This is a genomic window from Ruegeria sp. ABV4_181 (assembly GCF_056158465.1).
Genome location: NZ_JBSWTI010000002.1, coordinates 892416 through 910807, shown reverse-complemented (window position 1 = coordinate 910807; position 18392 = coordinate 892416). Strand labels below are relative to the sequence as shown.

The 18392-nt window shown below is 63.3% G+C and carries 19 protein-coding genes; 9 read left to right on the top strand and 10 right to left on the bottom strand.

Features of this window, described 5'->3' with window-relative positions:
• The first annotated feature begins 282 nt into the window (after nucleotides 1-282).
• From ACXAC3_RS04540 to ACXAC3_RS04520, 5 genes are read left to right on the top strand one after another with little or no spacing between them, the layout of a single operon-like run.
• Complete coding sequence (locus ACXAC3_RS04540; protein ID WP_475157136.1) at nucleotides 283-933, top strand: histidine phosphatase family protein; 651 nt, start codon at nucleotides 283-285, stop codon at nucleotides 931-933.
• Between the two features lie 21 nt (nucleotides 934-954).
• Nucleotides 955-1569, top strand: a complete 615-nt coding sequence (locus tag ACXAC3_RS04535; RefSeq protein WP_475157131.1) for a glutathione S-transferase family protein — start codon at nucleotides 955-957, stop codon at nucleotides 1567-1569.
• A 14-nt stretch (nucleotides 1570-1583) separates the two neighbouring features.
• Nucleotides 1584-2630: a saccharopine dehydrogenase gene (locus tag ACXAC3_RS04530; RefSeq protein ID WP_475157126.1), complete on the top strand. Its 1047-nt coding sequence runs from the start codon at nucleotides 1584-1586 to the stop codon at nucleotides 2628-2630.
• Between the two features lie 12 nt (nucleotides 2631-2642).
• Nucleotides 2643-2891, top strand: coding sequence for a SemiSWEET family sugar transporter (locus ACXAC3_RS04525; protein WP_475157122.1), 249 nt, complete (start codon nucleotides 2643-2645; stop codon nucleotides 2889-2891).
• Between the two features lie 22 nt (nucleotides 2892-2913).
• Entirely contained in the window at nucleotides 2914-4056 is a 1143-nt protein-coding gene (locus ACXAC3_RS04520) for a saccharopine dehydrogenase family protein (RefSeq protein WP_475157118.1), read from the top strand.
• A gap of 99 nt (nucleotides 4057-4155) precedes the next feature.
• Here ACXAC3_RS04520 and ACXAC3_RS04515 read toward each other — a convergent pair whose 3' ends face one another.
• From ACXAC3_RS04515 to ACXAC3_RS04500, 4 genes are all read right to left on the bottom strand, one after another.
• Entirely contained in the window at nucleotides 4156-4356 is a 201-nt protein-coding gene (locus tag ACXAC3_RS04515) for a hypothetical protein (RefSeq protein ID WP_475157112.1), read from the bottom strand.
• Between the two features lie 32 nt (nucleotides 4357-4388).
• A complete protein-coding gene (locus tag ACXAC3_RS04510; RefSeq protein ID WP_475157107.1) occupies nucleotides 4389-4625 on the bottom strand; it encodes a DUF1127 domain-containing protein in 237 nt (78 codons plus the stop codon).
• A gap of 124 nt (nucleotides 4626-4749) precedes the next feature.
• A complete protein-coding gene (locus tag ACXAC3_RS04505; protein ID WP_170408475.1) occupies nucleotides 4750-5067 on the bottom strand; it encodes a DUF3775 domain-containing protein in 318 nt (105 codons plus the stop codon).
• 89 nt (nucleotides 5068-5156) lie between these two features.
• A complete protein-coding gene (locus ACXAC3_RS04500) occupies nucleotides 5157-5930 on the bottom strand; it encodes a DUF1365 domain-containing protein (protein ID WP_475157099.1) in 774 nt (257 codons plus the stop codon).
• A gap of 287 nt (nucleotides 5931-6217) precedes the next feature.
• On the opposite strand from ACXAC3_RS04500, the gene ACXAC3_RS04495 reads away from it, so the two are divergent.
• Nucleotides 6218-6733 (top strand): sigma-70 family RNA polymerase sigma factor, encoded by a 516-nt coding sequence (locus ACXAC3_RS04495; RefSeq protein WP_475157096.1) that lies wholly within the window; start codon nucleotides 6218-6220, stop codon nucleotides 6731-6733.
• 10 nt (nucleotides 6734-6743) lie between these two features.
• On the top strand, nucleotides 6744-7394 hold the full coding sequence (locus ACXAC3_RS04490) for a ChrR family anti-sigma-E factor (RefSeq protein WP_475157092.1): 651 nt from the start codon (nucleotides 6744-6746) through the stop codon (nucleotides 7392-7394).
• A gap of 68 nt (nucleotides 7395-7462) precedes the next feature.
• On the opposite strand, the gene ACXAC3_RS04485 is transcribed toward ACXAC3_RS04490, so the two are convergent.
• From ACXAC3_RS04485 to ACXAC3_RS04460, 6 genes are all read right to left on the bottom strand, one after another.
• On the bottom strand, nucleotides 7463-8692 hold the full coding sequence (locus ACXAC3_RS04485; RefSeq protein WP_475157089.1) for a DNA recombination protein RmuC: 1230 nt from the start codon (nucleotides 8690-8692) through the stop codon (nucleotides 7463-7465).
• Between the two features lie 52 nt (nucleotides 8693-8744).
• Nucleotides 8745-10601, bottom strand: coding sequence for a DNA mismatch repair endonuclease MutL (gene mutL, locus ACXAC3_RS04480; RefSeq protein ID WP_475157085.1), 1857 nt, complete (start codon nucleotides 10599-10601; stop codon nucleotides 8745-8747).
• A 279-nt stretch (nucleotides 10602-10880) separates the two neighbouring features.
• Nucleotides 10881-11810, bottom strand: coding sequence for a metal ABC transporter permease (locus tag ACXAC3_RS04475; RefSeq protein WP_475157083.1), 930 nt, complete (start codon nucleotides 11808-11810; stop codon nucleotides 10881-10883).
• Complete coding sequence (locus ACXAC3_RS04470; protein ID WP_475157080.1) at nucleotides 11807-13012, bottom strand: metal ABC transporter permease; 1206 nt, start codon at nucleotides 13010-13012, stop codon at nucleotides 11807-11809. The genes ACXAC3_RS04475 and ACXAC3_RS04470 overlap by 4 nt, the downstream gene beginning before the upstream one ends.
• A 3-nt stretch (nucleotides 13013-13015) precedes the next feature.
• Complete coding sequence (locus tag ACXAC3_RS04465) at nucleotides 13016-13819, bottom strand: metal ABC transporter ATP-binding protein (protein ID WP_475163369.1); 804 nt, start codon at nucleotides 13817-13819, stop codon at nucleotides 13016-13018.
• 3 nt (nucleotides 13820-13822) lie between these two features.
• Complete coding sequence (locus ACXAC3_RS04460; RefSeq protein WP_475157075.1) at nucleotides 13823-14776, bottom strand: metal ABC transporter solute-binding protein, Zn/Mn family; 954 nt, start codon at nucleotides 14774-14776, stop codon at nucleotides 13823-13825.
• A 198-nt stretch (nucleotides 14777-14974) separates the two neighbouring features.
• Between ACXAC3_RS04460 and deoC the strand changes: the two genes are divergently transcribed.
• Together deoC and ACXAC3_RS04450 are read left to right on the top strand one after the other, a co-directional pair.
• The gene (gene deoC / locus ACXAC3_RS04455; RefSeq protein ID WP_475157072.1) at nucleotides 14975-15973 is read left to right on the top strand and encodes a deoxyribose-phosphate aldolase; all 999 of its coding nucleotides are present in this window, start codon (nucleotides 14975-14977) and stop codon (nucleotides 15971-15973) included.
• Between the two features lie 75 nt (nucleotides 15974-16048).
• Nucleotides 16049-18382 carry an aldehyde dehydrogenase family protein gene (locus ACXAC3_RS04450; protein ID WP_475157068.1) on the top strand — a complete coding sequence of 778 codons (2334 nt, stop codon included), beginning with the start codon at nucleotides 16049-16051 and terminating at the stop codon, nucleotides 18380-18382.
• Nucleotides 18383-18392 lie beyond the last annotated feature (10 nt).

Sequence of the window (18392 nt, the reverse complement as noted above, 5' to 3'; positions counted from 1 at the left end):
TCCCGGGAGACCATCGCAAGTCAACAGGCTTGGATGGGCGGGAACGGCCCGCCCCGGTTGCCGGACCATCGGGAATGTATGCGGCGGCATGCAGGTTTGTATCCTATAGGAAACTTTTTTCCGTTAGGCAACATCCGCGTATTGAAACCGAGGCCCTTTTTGACCCGTTTCGGTAGCCGGCAGCCAAGCGCATTAGCGGAAACGATTTTTGCCGGCAGCTGGTGGAACACCTCTGGCCCCTGCCCGCAACCTGCCCTAAGACTTCGCCAGAAAGGGGCCGCCATGTCACATATCACACTGGTCCGTCACGGCCAGGCCAACACGGCTGCGCGTGACGAAGTCAATTATGACAAGCTCAGTGAACTGGGCCACCAGCAGGCCCGCTGGCTGGGCGCGCATCTGCAGGACACGCGGGCGCATTACCCGCGGGCCTATTGCGGCACGCTGGTCCGTCACGCCGAGACCGCCGCCAGCATGGGCTTGCCGGACCCGGTCCGGGACGCGCGCCTGAACGAGATCGAATATTTCACGCTCGCCAAACTGTTCGAGGAACAGCATGGCGTCCCCGTTCCGGTCGACCGCGAAGGGTTTGTGGAACACCTGCCGCGCACATTCGCCGCCTGGGCGAATGGCGAGATCGAGGATACGCCCGAGACCTTTGAAGAATTCGAGACCCGGGTTTCGGATGCGCTGCGCGATATCGGCACCGAGGGCGGGCCTGCGATTATCGTGACGTCGGGCGGATTGATCTCGATGGTGGTGCGGCAGGCGATGGGGCTGGACATCCCGTCGATGGCGCGGGTGGCCCTTGCCATCATGAACACGTCAATGCATCGTCTGCACCCGATCGGCGCGCAGCTGAGCCCGGTTCTGTTCAACGCCGTGCCACATCTAGAGGCGCCCGACCGGCAGTTCGCGCAAACCCATCTGTAACCCCGGCCCGGAGGTCCCCTGATGCAGCTATACTACGCCCCCCGTACGATTTCGGTCGCCGTTGCCATCGCGCTGGAAGAGGCCGGGCTGAACTATGAGGCCATACAACTGGATTTCGCCGGCGGTGAGCAGACCGGGCCAGCCTATCAGCAGATCAACCCCAAGGGCCGCGTGCCCGCATTGGCCGTTGACGGCGGCATTCTGACCGAGACCGGGGCGTTGCTGGAATATATCGCAGCCAAAGCGCCCGAAGCCGGGCTGGTGCCTGGCGACCCGATTCTGGCGGCGCGCATGCGCGAGGTGATGTTCTACCTTGCCTCGACCATGCATGTGAACCACGCGCACAAGCAGCGCGGGCACCGCTGGGCCGACCAGCAATCCAGTTGGACGGACATGACGGGCAAGGTGGCGCAGAATATGACGGCATCCTGCGATCACATCTGTTCGAACGGGCTGCGCGGGCCGTTTGTGCTGGGCGCGGAATTCTCGCTGGCTGATGCGTACCTGTATGTGGTGTGCAGCTGGCTTGAGGGGGACGGCGTCGACGTCACCGCCTTTCCCAAGATCGAAGCCTTCCGCGCGGCGATGGAAGCGCGACCTTCGGTTCAGGCGGTGCGCGCCGCCGGAATGCTCTGACAAAAGGATATCGCATGACACATCTCTGGGTCCGGGCAGAGCAACGCCCGAATGAGGAACGGGTAGGGCTGACCCCCGAAGGCGCCGCCGCACTGATCGCCGCGGGCATTCGCGTGACAGTCGAGGAAAGCCATGTCCGCGCCATTGCGATTGACGGCTACAAGGAAGTTGGGTGTGACATCGCGGCTGAAAACTCCTGGCCCGACGCCCCGTCGGATGCGATCATCTTCGGCCTCAAGGAACTGCCCGAGGACGGCACGCCCCTGCCCCATCGTCACATCATGTTCGGCCACGCCTATAAGGGCCAGCATTCGGGCCGCGCGCTGCTGGACCGGTTCAGGGCGGGGGGCGGCACGCTCTATGATCTGGAATATCTGGTGAATGAGGATGGCCGCCGCGTTGCCGCCTTTGGATATTGGGCCGGCTATGCCGGGGCGGCTGTGACCCTGAAGACATGGGCGGCGCAGCAGCGCGGGCAGGTTTGCCCGCCAGTTGGGGTCTATCCGGGCAAGGACGCGCTGAACACCGAGTTGCTGGCGGAACTGGACGCAACCGGCGCGGACCGGCCCCGCGCCATCGTCATTGGCGCCCTCGGCCGGGTCGGTACCGGCGCCGCGGATCTGTGCGAAGCGATGGGCGTGCCCGTCACCAAATGGGACATGGCGGAAACCGCCAGCGGCGGACCTTTCCCCGAGATACTGGACCACGACCTGTTCCTGAACTGCATCTTCGCCCGCCCCGGCACGCCGGTCTTTGTCCCACGCGCGGCCCTGACCATGCCGCGCAAGCTGACCGCCATCGGCGACGTGGCCTGCGACCCGGACAGCGATTACAACCCGGTGCCGGTCTATGACCGGGCCACCACATGGGACGCGCCGGCCCTGCGCGTGGCGACGGACCCGGTGATGGATGTGATGGCGATCGACAACCTGCCGTCGATGCTGCCGGTCGAAAGCTCGGAAGATTATGCGGCACAGCTGCTGCCTTCTCTGCTGACGCTTGGCGACATCGAAACCGGTGTCTGGGGCCGCGCGCGGGACACGTTCCGCAACCATGTTTAAGCGAGTGCATCCATGGAACATCTGATCGGGGCAGCGGCCGCAATTCTGGGAACCATTTGCTGGTTGCCACAGACCCTGAAAACCTGGCGCACGCGCGAGACCAAGGACCTGTCGCTGCCTGCGAACCTGTTGATTCTGACAACGCTGACCCTGTGGCTGGCTTATGGGTTGATGATCGCCGCATGGCCCCTGATCCTGGGGAATGTGATATCGATCCTGCTTGTCGGGGCAATTGTGACCGCGAAACTGAAATTCGGCTGAACCGCCATAAAGGAGCTTACGCATGACGATTCACTGGTGTGGCACCGGCCTGTCGGCCATTCCCGGCCTGCGCCGCCTGATCGAAGGCGGGCACAAACTCACCGTCTGGAACCGGACCGTTGAAAAGGCCAGGACCGAAGTAGGAGATCTGACCGATGACATCCGCGCCTTCGACATCGACGCGATTGGCGGGGTTCTGGCAAAGGGCGACGTGATCGTCTCGATGCTGCCGGGTGATTGGCACGTGCCGCTGGCGGAGCTGGCGATTGCGAAAGAGGCCAATTTCGTCTCGTCCTCCTACATCGCGCCCGAGATGCGCGCGCTGGACGACAGGGCGCGTGAGGCTGGCGTGGCGCTGGTCAACGAGGTGGGTCTGGACCCGGGCATCGACCACCTGATGGCGCATGCTCTGGTCGATGACTACCGCGCATCGGACGCGTTCGATCCGGAAAACCACCTGAGCTTCATCTCTTATTGCGGCGGCATCCCGAAACACCCCAACCCGTTCCGCTACAAGTTCAGCTGGTCGCCGCTGGGCGTTCTCAAGGCGCTGCGGTCGCCGTCGCGGTCGATCCGCGACTATGCCCCGCTGGACGTTGCGCGCCCGTGGGACGCGATCAGCAGCTATATCGCGCCGTTGCCGATGCCGGAAAGCTTCGAGGTCTATCCCAACCGCGACTCGATCCCCTTTATGGCCGAATACCGGTTCGAGGATCACTGGACCGTAAAGGAATTCGTCCGCGGCACCCTGCGCCTGAACGGCTGGGCGGATGCGTGGTCGGATGTGTTTCGGGAAATCGAAACCCTGTCCGGCCCCGAAGGCGACGCGCGCCTGAAAGAGATGTCGGACCAGTTCTGGGACGAAAACGCCTATGACGAGGGCGAACCGGACCGCGTTGTTCTCTGCGTCGGTCTGAAGGCGGAAAAGGACGGCGTGGCGGTCTGGCACAAGACTTATGTGATGGATGCCTGGGGCGACGCGCGCGGCACGGCCATGGCGCGGCTGGTGTCGATCCCCGTGTCGCTGGCGGTTGAGGCGGTTCTGAACCGCGCGATACCGGCGGGCGTGCACGCCGCCCCCAGCGACCCCAGGCTGGTTCAGGGCTGGATGGCCGAGATCGACAGACTGGCGCAACATCTTCAGGTCGTGGATCATACGGCCTGAGTTTCAGAACCTTTAAAAAAAAGCCATTCCGGAATATCGGAATGGCTTTTGGCGTTGACCCGTCGACCTTTCAGTTTCGGGACATTCTGCAGCGACCGGTCAGATAAATCTTTCGATCGTGTCGTCGAGATCGCTGCGGTTGATCCCAAGCTCGGACAGCTGGTGATCCGTCAGGCGGTTGAGGTCCTGAGCGGCCCGCACGATGTCCGTCCGGATGGTCTGAAGCTTCATCGCCCGGTCAAACAGCAGCAACGCACTGGCGATGACCCTGGTCTCGGGGATTGAATGTGTATCCAGCATTGTTTTCCTCCACGGTTCGCGTTGGACCGGCCTTACTGCACCTGCCGGCGGTAGGGCTGCTTGTGATACACGCTCTGATAGGCGCGTTCCTTGATCTCGTCGCGCGGCACTCCGATGTCGTTCAGTTGCTGGTCGCTGAGGTTTTCCAGTTCGCGAACGGTTCTGGCGTAGATCCCCTGGCGAAAGTGCTCGACCCGTGCTTCGGCGTAGTTGGAAAACAGGCCGAAAAAGAGGCCCTTCTGCGGGCTGACTGTCTGTGCGTATCCCATAATTTCCTCCGTCTCATCAGTGTTGCGATACCCGTCACACAACTGATTAAGGAGGCCCGCGTTAATGTAGCAGGATGGAATTATTAAGGTTTGTTCATGATGCAGGTCCTGACCTGACCGCCGCCTACATCAGGTCGTTTTCCACATCCTCGGCGGATATGCCCAGCGCATCCAATCCGTTTTCCAGATGGTCCGACAGGTGCGGCGTGCCGATCAGGTAATCGGCGCAGGGGGTCGAGGCTTCGGATTTTGCGGTGGCGATGGCCTCGGCCAGATCCTCGGCGAAAAAGCTTTCGCGCCCGATCCACATGACAGCAACCAGCTCGGCCTGTTCGTCCTCTCCCATCCGGTCGATGAACGCGCGCAGCTCGCCCTCGGCACGGTCCAGTTCGCGCCCCATCATGGCGACCTGAGCGATTTTTCTTGCCGAGATTTCCAACATGACCCAACTCCTCGTGTTCGCGGTTTCCATCCTACCACAATCACTCTGCGCCGGCTGAGTCTTTGATCTTACGCAAACAAACTATGCGCTCAGCGTTCGCGAATGCGGGAAATCGGGTGATCGGGAACGGGGGCGCTGCGAAACGGGCGAAACCGGGCATGTTTGACCTTGAGTTTCAGCGCCTGCCACAGGATCAGGGCAAAGGCGCGGCGCGCGCCGAATGGACGCCGCAGCAGGGACCACAGGATGGCGCGGTTGGTCAACGGCGCCCGGGGACCTGTCAGCGTCGCGATCAACCCGCCCCCGGCGCGGCCGTAATCGATCCAGACGCCCACCCGGTCGGGGCGGTAATCGAAGCGGAACGTGTATGTTCCTGCGATCTTCTGAAACGGCGAGACATGCATCAGCTTGTCCGCCACCACCCGGTCGGACGGCCCGAGAGGGGCAAAGTTCGGGTTGTGGCACAGATAGCTGTGGCGCGTGCCATAGGTGTTGGTCACTTCGGCCACCACCGCGTAAAGCTGCCCCTCCCCGTCGAAACAGAACCAGAAGCTGACCGGATTGAACACATGGCCAAAGACGCGCGGCTGTGTCAGCAGGCGGATCGTCTTTGGCTGGGCCACCCCCATCTCGTCAAACCGGTCGCGCAGCCACGCTGCACCACGGCCCTGGTGCGGCGCGCCGCCGTGATCACGGTCGCGCCAGTTCGTGACATTGGCGCGGTTCACCGAGAACAGGGCCGGCGTCCTCGGTGGGTTTTCCGGGTCCAGCAGGATGTAGTCGATTGAATATCGAAAGGCGTTCCGGGTCGCGCCCTTGCGCCCGTGATAGGTATGGCCTGCGATATAGTCGACCCTGTTCATACCCTGATGTCCAATCCGCCTGTAACCCGTTTAAACGGCATTCTTTTCCCCGGTTCGCTGTATCAGAGTTTACGTAATATAGCGCGGTTCGGATCAAAATGGCCGAATAAAGTGATCCGCCTTGGGCTGACCCGCGTAATGTGATTATGTTTACCGAGATCGATACCGTGACCTTGGATGAACCGTCGGCCGACGGGCCTGCACTGAAACCTTGGCGCGCAAAGAAACGCATCAGGGGCAAGCCGGTGGACCGAGCGGATGACAGTTGCAACACCAGAACAGAGTGGGTGAGCCACGTCAGACGCATACGGGATGCGCAGGATCAGGCGGCGTTTGCCGAGCTGTTTCAGCATTTCGCGCCACGGATCAAGGCGTTCCTGATCAAATCGGGATCCGACGCCACGCTGGCCGAGGAATGCGCGCAAGAGGTGATGGCGACCTTGTGGCACAAGGCGCATCTGTTCGATCCGGCCCGGGCCACCGTGGCTACCTGGGTGTTCACGATCGCCCGGAACAAGCGCATCGACGTGCTGCGCAAGCAGCGCCGCCCCGAACCCGAGGATCTGGGATGGGGCCCCGAAGCGGAACCGGATCAGGGCGACGTGATCGCGCTGCAACAGGAAACCGCGCAACTGCGTGACGCGCTGACTGCGTTGCCGGAAGCGCAAAGAGAACTGATCGAAAAGGCGTATTTCGGTGACCTGAGTCACCGCGAGATCGCGTCTGAAACCGGGCTGCCCCTGGGAACGATCAAATCAAGGATACGGCTGGCGCTGGATCGCCTGCGCCATGCGATGAACTGAGATGATGAAGATGAGCAACAAGATCAAACATCACCTGACGGACGACCTGCTGATGGCTTACGCCGCGGGTACTCTGCCCGAAGCGTTCGACCTGATGATCGCCACCCACCTGTCCCTGTGCGACCATTGCCGGGCGCGGGCAGAGAGCTTTGACGCGGTCGGCGGCTGCGTATTGCAGGAGCAGGATGACGCCCCTGAAATGAGCGACGGGTCGCTGGCGGCGACGATGGCGCTGATCGCCCAGGGTGCGCCGATTGCAAAACCCGCGCGCCCGGGATGTTCCGTTCTGCCGGCGCCGCTGCAGGATTACGTGGGCGGTGATGTCGACGATATTCAGTGGCGCTCGATCGGGATGGGTGTGAAACAGGCGATCCTGCCGACCACCCGCGAAGCCTCCGCGCGCCTGCTGTTGATCCCGGCCGGGGCCGCTGTACCGGATCACAGCCATAATGGCGTGGAACTAACCATGGTGCTCAAGGGCGCGTTTTCGGACGAGGTCGACCGTTTTGCCCGGGGCGATGTCGAGATCGCGGATGAAAGCGTGCATCACACGCCGACGGCAGACGTCTCAGAAGATTGTATCTGCCTGGCCGTGACCGATGCGCCGCTGAAATTCAGCAAGCTGATGCCGCGCCTGTTTCAGCCCTTTCTGCGTATCTGACCGGCCTTGTATTGACGCAATCCCGGTCAGGACCCGCGTGATCGCCGGACAATTTGTTTCGCAGAACGCTAGCCTTCGGTCTTGCCCAGCGGGACGACATTGGTCTGATCCTCGGGGGCCAGTTCCTCAAAATCGAAATTGTCCAGACGCTGAGCCCTGCGGCCCGCCTTTTCGGCGCTGATCTTGATGTCCGAGATATCCTTGGCCGCCTGTCCGAAATGGCGGTCCAGGTTGGACACGCGGTCGCCCAAACGCTCCACATCTTTGTGCAGCAGGCCCAGTTCCTTGCGGATTGCGCCCGCCTGTTCGCGCATGCGGGCATCTTTCAGGATCGCGCGCATGGTGTTCAGGGTCGCCATGCAGGTGGTGGGGGACACAATCCAGACCCGTTTGGAAAAGCTCTCCTGCACCAGTTCGGGGAACTTGGCGTGCAGCTCGGCATAGACCGCCTCGGACGGCAGGAACATCAGCGCGCCATCGGCGGTTTCACCGTCGAGAATGTATTTCTCGGCGATATCGTTGATGTGCTTGCGCACCGTGCTGCGGAACATCTGCACCGCGGCCTTCAGTTCCATGTCATTGGTGGACCCGATCAGCGCCTCATAGGCTTCCAGCGGGAACTTGCTGTCGATCACAATCGGCCCCGGAGGGTTCGGCAGGTTGATCAGGCAATCGGCACGTCGCCCGTTCGACAGCGTCGCTTGCAATTGGAAACTGTCCGAAGGCAGTGCTTTGGAGACGATGTCGTTCAGCTGAATCTCTCCAAACGCCCCACGCGTCTGCTTGTTCGACAGGATATCCTGCAGCGACAGCACATCGCCCGACAGCTTGGTGATGTTGTCCTGCGCCTTGTCGATGGCGGCCAGACGTTCCTGCAACTGCGTCAGCGAGGTCGCGGTCTGCTTGGACGAGCCATGCAGCGATTCCTTCATCCGCTCCTGCATCTCGGCCAGCGCGCGGGCGGATTTCATCGCGTTGTCCGCCAGCCGGTCGTTCATCTGCTGCTGCACCGAGGACAGGCGCGATTCCACCGTCTGGATCACCTGCACCTGCGCATTGGCCTGCTGGTCCGAGACATGGCTCAAACCACCGCGCAACTGTTCCTGCCCCTGTCCCAACTGCTGCACATGCTGGCCCAGGTGCGCCATCTGCCGCGCCAGAGGTTCCGCCATCCGGGCCGAGCGCTGAGCCGCCCGCAGCGACAGGAACAGCAGCAGCAGGATCAACGCGATCGCACTGCCCGCAATCAGGATCCCGGGGTCGGTCAGCGCGTATTGGGTGCCAGCAATCTCGATCATGTCGCCTCGGATGTTCTTGTTTTATTCTTCATAACCCGGCAAGGCCAAGGGATCAACTGCGCCCGAACAGACGTTCGATATCGCTCAGCTTCAGCTCCACGTAAGTCGGCCGCCCGTGGTTGCACTGGCCGGAATGGGGCGTCGCCTCCATCTCGCGCAGCAGGGCGTTCATTTCTTCGGCGCGCATCCGGCGGCCGGACCGGACCGAGCCGTGGCAGGCCACGCGGCTGAGGATCGCCTCGATCCGTGCCTGTACCATCTGGCTTTCACCCTGATCGGCCAGTTCGTCCAGGATATCCAGAATCATCGCGCGGGCGTCGACCTCACCCAGAATGGCCGGGGTTTCGCGCACGGCGACAGCCCCGCCACCGAAAGGTTCCAGCGTCAGACCAAGGCGCGACAGGTCGTCCGCCACAGCCATCAGCCGCGCGCAGTCGCCCTCCGACAGTTCCACGATTTCGGGGATCAGCAGCGCCTGTGCGGCGACCCCGTTTTCGGCCATCTGGGTTTTGAGCTTTTCATAGACCAGCCGCTCATGCGCGGCGTGCTGGTCAACGATCACCATGCCGTCGGCGGTCTGGGCGATGATGTAATTTTCGTGCACCTGCCCGCGCGCCGCGCCCAGAGGCAGGTCCAGCGCCGGCGGGTCTTCGACAGTCGGGGCAGCGGGGGTCGGTTCGACGATGGAGCCGCTGTAATCCCGCGAAAGTTCCGCAAACCCCGGCGATTGCGCCTGAAAGGCGGCCTGCCGCGCCGCTGCTGAGGGCCGGTCCATCTGATAGACACGCGCAGGGGCTGGTTGCGCCGGTTCCGGCCGCATCGCGCCCAGCGTCGCATTGGCCACGGTTGAGGACGCCCGATGCCCGGCCTCGGCCAGCGCGTGGCGCAGGGCCGAGACGATCAGCCCGCGTGCCACGCCGGGATCGCGGAACCGCACCTCGGATTTCGCCGGATGCACGTTCACATCCACCAGCGTCGGATCACAGTCGATGAACAGCGCCGCCGCCGGATGGCGGTCGCGGCTGAGGAAATCGAAATAGGCCGCCCGCAACGCCCCGGTCAGCATCTTGTCGCGCACGGGGCGGCCATTGACGAACAGGTACTGCGCCACCGCCGCGCCCCGCGAATAGGTCGGCAGGGCGGCGTATCCGTATAGCCGGATACCTTCACGCGTGGCGTCGATCTGCAAGGCGTTTTCGGCAAATTCGCGCCCGATCACACGGGCAAGACGGGCGTGCAGCGCGTCGAACAGATCGCCATTCTCACGGTCGGCGCGGAAGGTCACGCGGCCCTCGCCGCCGCCGGACACGTCGCGCAGGGTGAAGGTGATCGCCGGTTCAGCCATGGCCAGACGCTTGACTGTGTCGGTGATCGCCTGCGCCTCGGCCCGGTCGGTGCGCATGAATTTCAGCCGGGCAGGCGTGGCGAAGAACAGATCGCGCAGCTCGACCACCGTGCCGGAACGCAGGGCGGCGGGTTTGACCGCATCCACATTGCCGCCCGCAACATGGACCGAGGCGGCCTCGGCCCCCGGCACCCGGCTGGTGATGGTCAGACGGCCCACAGCGCCCAGCGACGGCAGCGCCTCGCCCCGAAAACCGAAAGTGTGGATGTTCAACAGGTCCGAGCCGTCAATTTTCGATGTCGCATGGCGCGACAGCGCCAGCGGCAGGTCATCCGGCGCAATTCCACACCCGTCATCCGTAACCCGAATCAGCGTCTTGCCACCGTCGGCAATATCGATGGCGATCCGGGTCGATCCGGCGTCGATGGCATTCTCCACCAGCTCTTTCACGGCCGAGGCCGGGCGTTCCACCACCTCACCGGCAGCGATTCGATTGATCGCAGCATCGTCAAGCTGTCGGATTACCGGTCGGTTTTCGCGGATATTGGGGTTTGCCTGCGCCATACCGCTAGACCTAGCACAGGCGGGCACGATTCTACCACCGGTTTGGCTGCTCTATTTTGCGGGAGGGGGCGTTCGAACAACCGCGTTGCGTCAGGCAAAACCTGGCGATACCGGTCGCGGTTGTCCGAACGATCCGAAGTGAGTGGTGGTCATGCGCTTAGTAATTGCGGGTGACCTACCATGAAACAGGGGGTGAGGCTTGTTAACTCTGGCCCGCCGGTTCATCTGGGCGAAGTTCAGCCGACCCGCCGCAGAAGGCGGTGGCGGGAACATGCCGGGTCAAGCGGTGCCGGGCGCACCGACGCGGGTTCGGCACGGCCCCCAGAGCGCGGCGCCAGCCAGGATAAGCCCGGACATCGTCGCGATCATCCCGGCCGCACTCACCGCGTCCGCACCGCCCAGCCACAGCGGCCCGTAGCCGGCCAGCACATAGCCCGAAATCGCCGAGACACAGGCGAAAACGACGCTCCACGCGATCTGGGTTTCCAGCCGGTTGGCCATCATGCGGGCCGCGGCGGGCGGGCAGATGAACATGGCGATCACGATGATCGAGCCCACCGCATCAAAGGCCGCCACCGCCGCAATCGCCGCGATGATGACCAGCGCCATACCCAGCGCACCGGTGCGAATGCCGATCGTGCGGGCGAACCCTTCGTCGAAGGTCGAGATTTTGAGCGGCCGCCAGAACAGCCAGATGAACAGGACCACGCCGACCAGCGTCAGCGCGATGCGCGGCAGTTCCGGCGGCAGACCGGCCAGCGCGGTGAGGTCCAGAACCGATGACCACCCGACGGCATCCAGCCAGATCAGGCTTTCCAGATTGCCATAGAGCGCATGTTCAACATCCAGATGCACGGTCGAGGTATCGGTCTGTTCCAGCAACAGCACACCCCCGGCGAACATGGTGGTGAAAATCACCCCCATCGCCGCGCCGGGTTCGATCTGCCCCAGCCGGCGGACCGCCTCGATCATCACCACGGCCACAACTGCCGCGCCGGCAGCCCCCAGCATCATGGGCCAGGTCGAGATCGCGCCGGTCAGCAGAAAGGCCACGACGATGCCCGGCAGCACCACATGACTGATCGCATCCCCGATCAGGGCCTGTTTGCGCAGCACCAGGAAGTTGCCGGGCAGCGCGCAGGCGATGGCCGCAAAGGTTCCGATCAGCAGCGGTGTCAGCGACAAGGGGACAAATTCCTGGCCGCTCATGCCGGCACCTCCTGCGGGGCGCCGATCTGGCGGTCGATTTCGGCGATCTGGTCGCGGGTCAGAACAGTTTCGATGTCACGCAACCCGTCATACAGCGCCGCTGTCGCCTCGTGCGCCTGATCCGCGCGGACGATTTCCCAGCGTTTTTCGTCGCGCAGCGCCTTGGCGGCGCGCGCCCTGCCCGCCTCGGTGGCGACACCATCGGCGCGGGCCAGCCCGGCGCGCCGCAACAAACGGATCGTCAGCGGCTCATAGATCTTTTGCCCCTGTGCCAGCGCCAGCAACCCCTGACGGATATGGACCCGCCGCTGAAACCGCAGATGCCGCAGGATCGCCGCCAGAACGCCACGGACAGGGGCCAGCAACAGCGAAACGGCGAAAAAAGCAAAGCTGACCAGCACGATGATCGGACCGGTGGGCAGATTGGGGGCCGAGGCCGAGAGCGCCGCGCCCAGATACCCGGCCAGCCCGCCCGCCAGCCCGGCCAGCAGCACAACCCGGTCCGACCGGTCGGTCCAGAACCGCGCGGTCACCGGCGGAATGATCAACAGCGCCACGATCAGGATCAGCCCGACGATCTTCAGGCCAACAACGGTGACCGCCATCACCAATCCCATCATGGCCAGATCAATGCGATGCACAGGCAGGCCCCGGGCCGCCGCGTACTCAGGATCAAAAGCCACCATGGTCATCGGGCGGCGGATGATCATGACCAGAACCAGCGTGGCCGCCCCGCCGACCGCGATGATCAGCGCGTCGGCCCACAGCATCCCGGCGGTCGAGCCCAGCAGAAAGCCTTCCAGCCCTGCCTGACGGCCCACGCCCATGGTCTGGATCACAGTCAGCAGGACGATGCCAAACCCGAAGAACACCGAAAGCACCGCCCCGATGGCGGCATCTTCGGCCAGCCGCGTACGGCGCGTCAGCCAGTTCATGCACAAAAGCCCGATCCAGGCCGAGACGGCGGACCCGGCCAGCAGGCCGATCAGGTTGCGCCCATCTCCGCCAAAGCCGACCAGCACCATGAAGGCCAGGCAAACACCCGGCAGGGTCGCATGGCTGATCGCGTCGCTGACCAGCGCGCGTTTGCGCAGAAACAGGAAGGTGCCGGTCACCCCGGCGGACACGCCCAGCAGGGTCGCGCCAATGGCGACCAGCGTGGCGTTATAGCCAAGCTGCAAGCTCAGAGCATCCCAAAGCATGGCCTATCCCAGCGCGCGCGAGATCTGATCGATCTGGGCGGTGGCCAGACGGCCGCCATAAGCCGACTGCAGGGTTTCGGCGGTGAAGGCCTCGGCCACCGGCCCCTCGGCCACCTTGCGCGTATTGATCAGGAAGACATGATCGAAATAGTCGGTGACGGTGGCCAGATCGTGATGCACGACAACAACCGTCTTGCCCGACTCTCTCAGCGATTTCAGCACCGCGATGATCGCCTTTTCGGTGGCCGCATCGACCCCGGCAAAAGGTTCGTCCAGCAGGTACAGATCGGCGTCCTGCGCCAGCGCGCGGGCCAGAAAGACCCGCTGTTGCTGACCACCCGAAAGCTGGCCGATCTGACGATCCGCAAAATCGCGCATGCCAACGCGGTTCAGGCAATCCATCGCGCAGGCCATATGCCGCGCCCGAACCCGACCCAGCAGGCCCAGTTGCCGCGACAGCCCCATCAGGACAACGTCAATCACGCGGGTCGGAAAATCCCAGTCGACGCTGGCGCGCTGCGGAACATAGGCAATGCGGGCGCGCTGTTGTTCCAGCGGCTGACCAAAAACGGTGACCTGCCCGGACAGCGGAGAGACGATTCCCAATGCCGCCTTGAGCAGCGTGGACTTGCCCGCCCCGTTCGGTCCGATAATCGCTGTCATCGCGCCGGGCTTTACGGTCATGTCCACCGAAAACACCGCAGGCTTCTGTCCGTAGGATACCGTCAGGCCGCGAATGGCCAGAGGGCTGTCGTCCACGCCGTGCTCAGCAATCGAAACACCCTGATCTGCGGCCAGTTCCAGCATCACTCAAAACCCCGCCGACAGCTTGCCGTTCATGCCCCGCGCGGGCACGTCGGCCCCCAGGGCACCGGCTATGACCGTGATGTTGTGATCCAGCATGCCAACATAAGTGCCTTCGTAAGTGCCCGGCTCGCCCATGGCGTCCGAAAACAGCTCGCCGCCGACACCGACCTCGTGCCCTTTGGCGGCGGCCCCTTCGATCAGCGCGCGCATCGACCGGTCAGAGACCGAGCTTTCCACGAACACCGCCGTCAGTTGCTGGTCGACCAGCGTCTCCACCAGTTCCCCGATCCGGTTCAGGCCGGCCTCGGACTGGGTCGAGATGCCCTGAATGCCCAGAACCTCATAGCCGTATTCGGCACCGAAATAGCCAAACGCATCATGCGCGGTGACCAGTACGCGGTTGTTTTCCGGCACCGCCGCCAGCGCTTGTTTGCCATAGGCTTCAAGCTGGTCAATATCGGCCAGATGCGCCTGCGCGTTGGCGGCGAAGACATCCGCCGAATCCGGGCGCGCTTCGGTCAGCGCCTTCTGAACTTCGACCACCACATCGCGCCACAGGGCCGGGCTCATCCACACATGCGGGTCGAACTTGTCGGCGTAATCGTCATGGGCGCGCAGCTTTGATCTGTCGACCCCCTCGGCCACCGCCACCACTGTGCGCTTGCGACCGAGATCGTGGAAAAAGTCCTCCATCTGCGCTTCCAGATAGAGGCCGTGCCACAGGATCAGGTCGGCGCGGGTCATGGCAACGATGTCACTGCGGGTCTGGCGATAGGCATGCGGGTCGACACCAGGGCCCATCAGGCCCTTCACCTCGACCTGATCGCCACCAACCTGACGCGCGGCGTCGGCGATCATGCCGGTTGTTGCCACCACCTTCAGCGGCGCCTCGGCCCAGGCCGTCAGTGGCAATGCAGCGGCAAAGGCCAGTGCTGCAAGAAAGCTGCGACGAATCATATCAGACCCCGATCTGGTTTCCTGTTGAGAATGAATATGCGAACCATTCGCAACTAAGTCAACGCTATTGCGAATTATTCGCAAGAAAACGCCGATTTTGTCCATTTGGTCAAAAAATTTTCCCCAGCGGACCCGGTTTGCCTTCCATTTGACCGCGACCCGTGCGATTTTGGCGCAAACCTCCCAAAGGACGTGAAGATGGAAACGCAGAGCTCAGACAGCGCCGTGCGCACCGCGCATCTGCCGCAAGTGACCGAACCCCGGAACCCGGGCATGGATCTGGATCTGGATTGGGTGCGGGCGGTGCAGGCCAACACCTCGGCGATCGAGCGCCGCGCCGCTACCCTGCCCGGTCGGCGGTCGGTGAAGAAGGACTATCAGGCCGCGTGGTTGCTGAAGGCAATCACGATGATCGACCTGACCACCCTGTCAGGCGATGACACGGTGGGCCGCGTACGCCGCCTGTGCGCCAAGGCGCGCCAGCCGGTGTCCCCTTCGGTTCTGCAGGCGCTGGACATGCCGCCGATCACCACCGGGGCCGTCTGCGTCTATCACGACATGATCGAAACCGCTGTTGACGCGCTGAAAGGCACCGGCATTCCGGTTGCCGCCGTATCCACCGGATTTCCCGCCGGGCTGTCTCCGTTCCATCTGCGCGTGGCCGAGATCGAGGAAAGCGTGAAGGCCGGGGCCGAGGAGATCGACATCGTCATCTCGCGCCGCCATGTTCTGTCGGGCGACTGGCAGGCTTTGTATGATGAAATGAAAGCCTTCCGCGTGGCCTGCGGCGATGCGCATGTCAAAGCCATCCTCGCCACTGGTGAGCTGGGCAGCCTGCGCAACGTCGCGCGCGCCTCTCTGGTCTGCATGATGGCGGGGGCGGATTTCATCAAGACCTCGACCGGTAAGGAAAGCGTCAACGCCACCCTGCCCGTGTCACTGGTCATGATCCGCGCGATCCGCGACTATTATGACCGCACCGGATACCGCGTCGGCTACAAGCCGGCCGGTGGGATTTCCAAGGCAAAAGACGCGCTGGTTTACCTGTCGCTGATCAAGGACGAGCTGGGCGACCGCTGGCTGGAGCCGGACCTGTACCGCTTTGGCGCGTCGTCTCTGCTGGGTGATATCGAACGCCAGCTGGAACATTATGTCACCGGCGCCTACTCGGCCGGTTACCGTCACTCTATGGGGTGAGGCGCGCCCGGAAACCGCTCTGCCGCAGCAGTTTCAGCGCCGAACGGGCGAAGCCCCGGGAAAAGGACAAGAACAATGACAGTCAAAGAAATCTTCGAGACCATGGATTACGGCCCTGCCCCAGAAAGCTCTGCCGAGGCGCTGGCCTGGCTGGTCGATCAGGGCGACAAATTCGGCCACTATATCGACGGTACCTTCACCAAGCCGGGCAAGGGCTTCGACAGTCGCAACCCCGCGACCGGTGAGGTTCTGGCCAAGCTGACACAGGCGAAACAGGCCGATGTGGACGCCGCCGTTGCCGCCGCCCGCAAGGCGCAACCGAAATGGGAGAAGCTGGGCGGCGCGGGACGCGCGCGGTATCTCTATGCCATCGCGCGCCTGTTACAGAAGCACTCGCGCCTCTTTGCCGTGCTGGAAAGCCTCGACAACGGCAAACCGATCCGGGAATCGCGCGATATCGACATCCCGCTGGCGCAGCGCCATTTCTACTACCACGCGGGCATGGCGCAGTTGATGGAAAGCGAATTGCCCGACGCGCAGGCTCTGGGTGTGTGCGGGCAGATCATTCCGTGGAACTTCCCGCTGCTGATGCTGGCGTGGAAAATCGCGCCGGCTCTGGCGATGGGCAATACGGTGGTTTTGAAGCCGGCTGAATATACTTCGCTGACGGCGCTGCTGTTTGCTGACATCTGCTCGCAGGCCGGGTTGCCGAAAGGGGTCGTGAATATCGTCACCGGCGATGGGGCCGTGGGTGAGATGATCGTGGCCTCGGACGTGGACAAGATCGCCTTTACCGGCTCGACCTCGGTGGGGCGGCGGATTCGTGAGGCGACCGCCGGTTCGGGCAAAGAGCTGACGTTGGAACTGGGCGGTAAGTCGGCCTACGTCGTCTTTGACGATGCCGATATCGACAGTGCCATCGAAGGTCTGGTCGATGCGATCTGGTTCAATCAGGGTCAGGTTTGCTGCGCGGGCTCGCGCCTGCTGGTGCAGGAGGGCATCGCCGACCGCTTTCACGCCAAGCTGCGCGCCCGGATGGACACGCTGCGCATCGGTGATCCGCTGGACAAATGCATCGACGTGGGCGCGGTCGTTGACCCGATCCAGTTGCAGACCATCAAGGGTATGGTCGACAGCAACACCGCCGGACACGTGCATCAGGCGGCCTGTGAGTTGCCTGCAAACGGATGCTTCTACCCGCCGACGCTGATCTCAGGGCTCGAGACCTCGGACCCTCTGATGCAGGAGGAAATCTTTGGCCCGGTTCTGGTGTCTTCGACCTTCCGCACCCCGGAAGAGGCAGTGGAACTGGCCAACAACACCCGCTACGGGCTGGCCGCGACGGTCTGGACCGAGAATGTGAACCTCGCTCTGGATATCGCGCCCAAGCTGGTTGCGGGCGTGGTCTGGGTGAATGCCACCAACCTGTTCGACGCTGCCGCAGGCTTCGGCGGTGTGCGTGAAAGCGGCTTTGGCCGCGAGGGCGGCTGGGAAGGGCTGACGGCCTATACCAAGCCCAAAGGCAAGGCCAAACCGCTGGCGAAGGTCGAGGCGTCCACGGGCGAAGGCGCACCGGTCGATCCCATCGACCGCACCGCCAAGATGTATGTCGGCGGCAAACAGGCGCGGCCCGATGGTGGCTATTCAAAGCCCGTCTGGGGCAAGTCCGGCCTGTTGGGTCATGTGGGTTTGGCCAACCGCAAGGACGTGCGCAACGCGGTTGAGGCTGCGGCGGGTGCCAAGGGTTGGTCCAAGACCACCGGCCATCTGCGCGCGCAAATCCTGTACTACATTGGTGAAAACCTCTCGGCCCGTGCCGACGAATTCGCAGCGCGTATCGACGCCATGACCGGCAGGAAAGACGGCGCAAAAGAGGTCGAGGTCTCGATCCAGCGCCTGTTCACCGCTGCTGCCTGGGCCGACAAATATGACGGTCAGGTGCATGGCGTGCCGATCCGGGGTGTTGCCATTGCTATGAAAGAGCCGGTCGGCGTGATCGGCGCACTCTGCGCGGATGAAGCGCCCCTGCTGGGTCTGGTCTCGGCCATGGCGCCCGCGATTGCGATGGGCAACCGGGTGGTGCTGGCCGCAAGCGAACCCCATCCGCTGGTGGCAACGGATTTCTACCAGATCCTGGAAACCTCGGACGTGCCCGCAGGCGTGGTCAACATCCTGACCGGCAGCCATGCGGAACTGGCGAAACCGCTGGCTTCGCATCTGAACGTAGATGCGGTCTGGTGCTTCTCGTCCACTGACCTGTCGGCGGAGATCGAGAAAGCTTCGGCCGGAAATCTGAAACGCACCTGGGTCAATAACGCCACGGCAATTGATTGGGGCGTGGACCATTCGCGCCGCTTCCTGCAGGCTGCAACCGAAGTCAAGAACATCTGGGTGCCCTACGGCGAGTAGGGCTCCCGCG

What these genes read in the sequence shown, in the direction of transcription:
- ACXAC3_RS04540 (WP_475157136.1), top strand. Translation starts at nt 283, where the DNA reads ATGTCACATATCACACTGGTCCGTCACGGCCAGGCCAACACGGCTGCG.
- ACXAC3_RS04535 (WP_475157131.1), top strand. Translation starts at nt 955, where the DNA reads ATGCAGCTATACTACGCCCCCCGTACGATTTCGGTCGCCGTTGCCATC.
- ACXAC3_RS04530 (WP_475157126.1), top strand. Translation starts at nt 1,584, where the DNA reads ATGACACATCTCTGGGTCCGGGCAGAGCAACGCCCGAATGAGGAACGG.
- ACXAC3_RS04525 (WP_475157122.1), top strand. Translation starts at nt 2,643, where the DNA reads ATGGAACATCTGATCGGGGCAGCGGCCGCAATTCTGGGAACCATTTGC.
- ACXAC3_RS04520 (WP_475157118.1), top strand. Translation starts at nt 2,914, where the DNA reads ATGACGATTCACTGGTGTGGCACCGGCCTGTCGGCCATTCCCGGCCTG.
- ACXAC3_RS04515 (WP_475157112.1), bottom strand. Translation starts at nt 4,356, where the DNA reads ATGCTGGATACACATTCAATCCCCGAGACCAGGGTCATCGCCAGTGCG.
- ACXAC3_RS04510 (WP_475157107.1), bottom strand. Translation starts at nt 4,625, where the DNA reads ATGGGATACGCACAGACAGTCAGCCCGCAGAAGGGCCTCTTTTTCGGC.
- ACXAC3_RS04505 (WP_170408475.1), bottom strand. Translation starts at nt 5,067, where the DNA reads ATGTTGGAAATCTCGGCAAGAAAAATCGCTCAGGTCGCCATGATGGGG.
- ACXAC3_RS04500 (WP_475157099.1), bottom strand. Translation starts at nt 5,930, where the DNA reads ATGAACAGGGTCGACTATATCGCAGGCCATACCTATCACGGGCGCAAG.
- ACXAC3_RS04490 (WP_475157092.1), top strand. Translation starts at nt 6,744, where the DNA reads ATGAGCAACAAGATCAAACATCACCTGACGGACGACCTGCTGATGGCT.
- ACXAC3_RS04485 (WP_475157089.1), bottom strand. Translation starts at nt 8,692, where the DNA reads ATGATCGAGATTGCTGGCACCCAATACGCGCTGACCGACCCCGGGATC.
- mutL (WP_475157085.1), bottom strand. Translation starts at nt 10,601, where the DNA reads ATGGCGCAGGCAAACCCCAATATCCGCGAAAACCGACCGGTAATCCGA.
- ACXAC3_RS04475 (WP_475157083.1), bottom strand. Translation starts at nt 11,810, where the DNA reads ATGAGCGGCCAGGAATTTGTCCCCTTGTCGCTGACACCGCTGCTGATC.
- ACXAC3_RS04470 (WP_475157080.1), bottom strand. Translation starts at nt 13,012, where the DNA reads ATGCTTTGGGATGCTCTGAGCTTGCAGCTTGGCTATAACGCCACGCTG.
- ACXAC3_RS04465 (WP_475163369.1), bottom strand. Translation starts at nt 13,819, where the DNA reads ATGCTGGAACTGGCCGCAGATCAGGGTGTTTCGATTGCTGAGCACGGC.
- ACXAC3_RS04460 (WP_475157075.1), bottom strand. Translation starts at nt 14,776, where the DNA reads ATGATTCGTCGCAGCTTTCTTGCAGCACTGGCCTTTGCCGCTGCATTG.
- deoC (WP_475157072.1), top strand. Translation starts at nt 14,975, where the DNA reads ATGGAAACGCAGAGCTCAGACAGCGCCGTGCGCACCGCGCATCTGCCG.
- ACXAC3_RS04450 (WP_475157068.1), top strand. Translation starts at nt 16,049, where the DNA reads ATGACAGTCAAAGAAATCTTCGAGACCATGGATTACGGCCCTGCCCCA.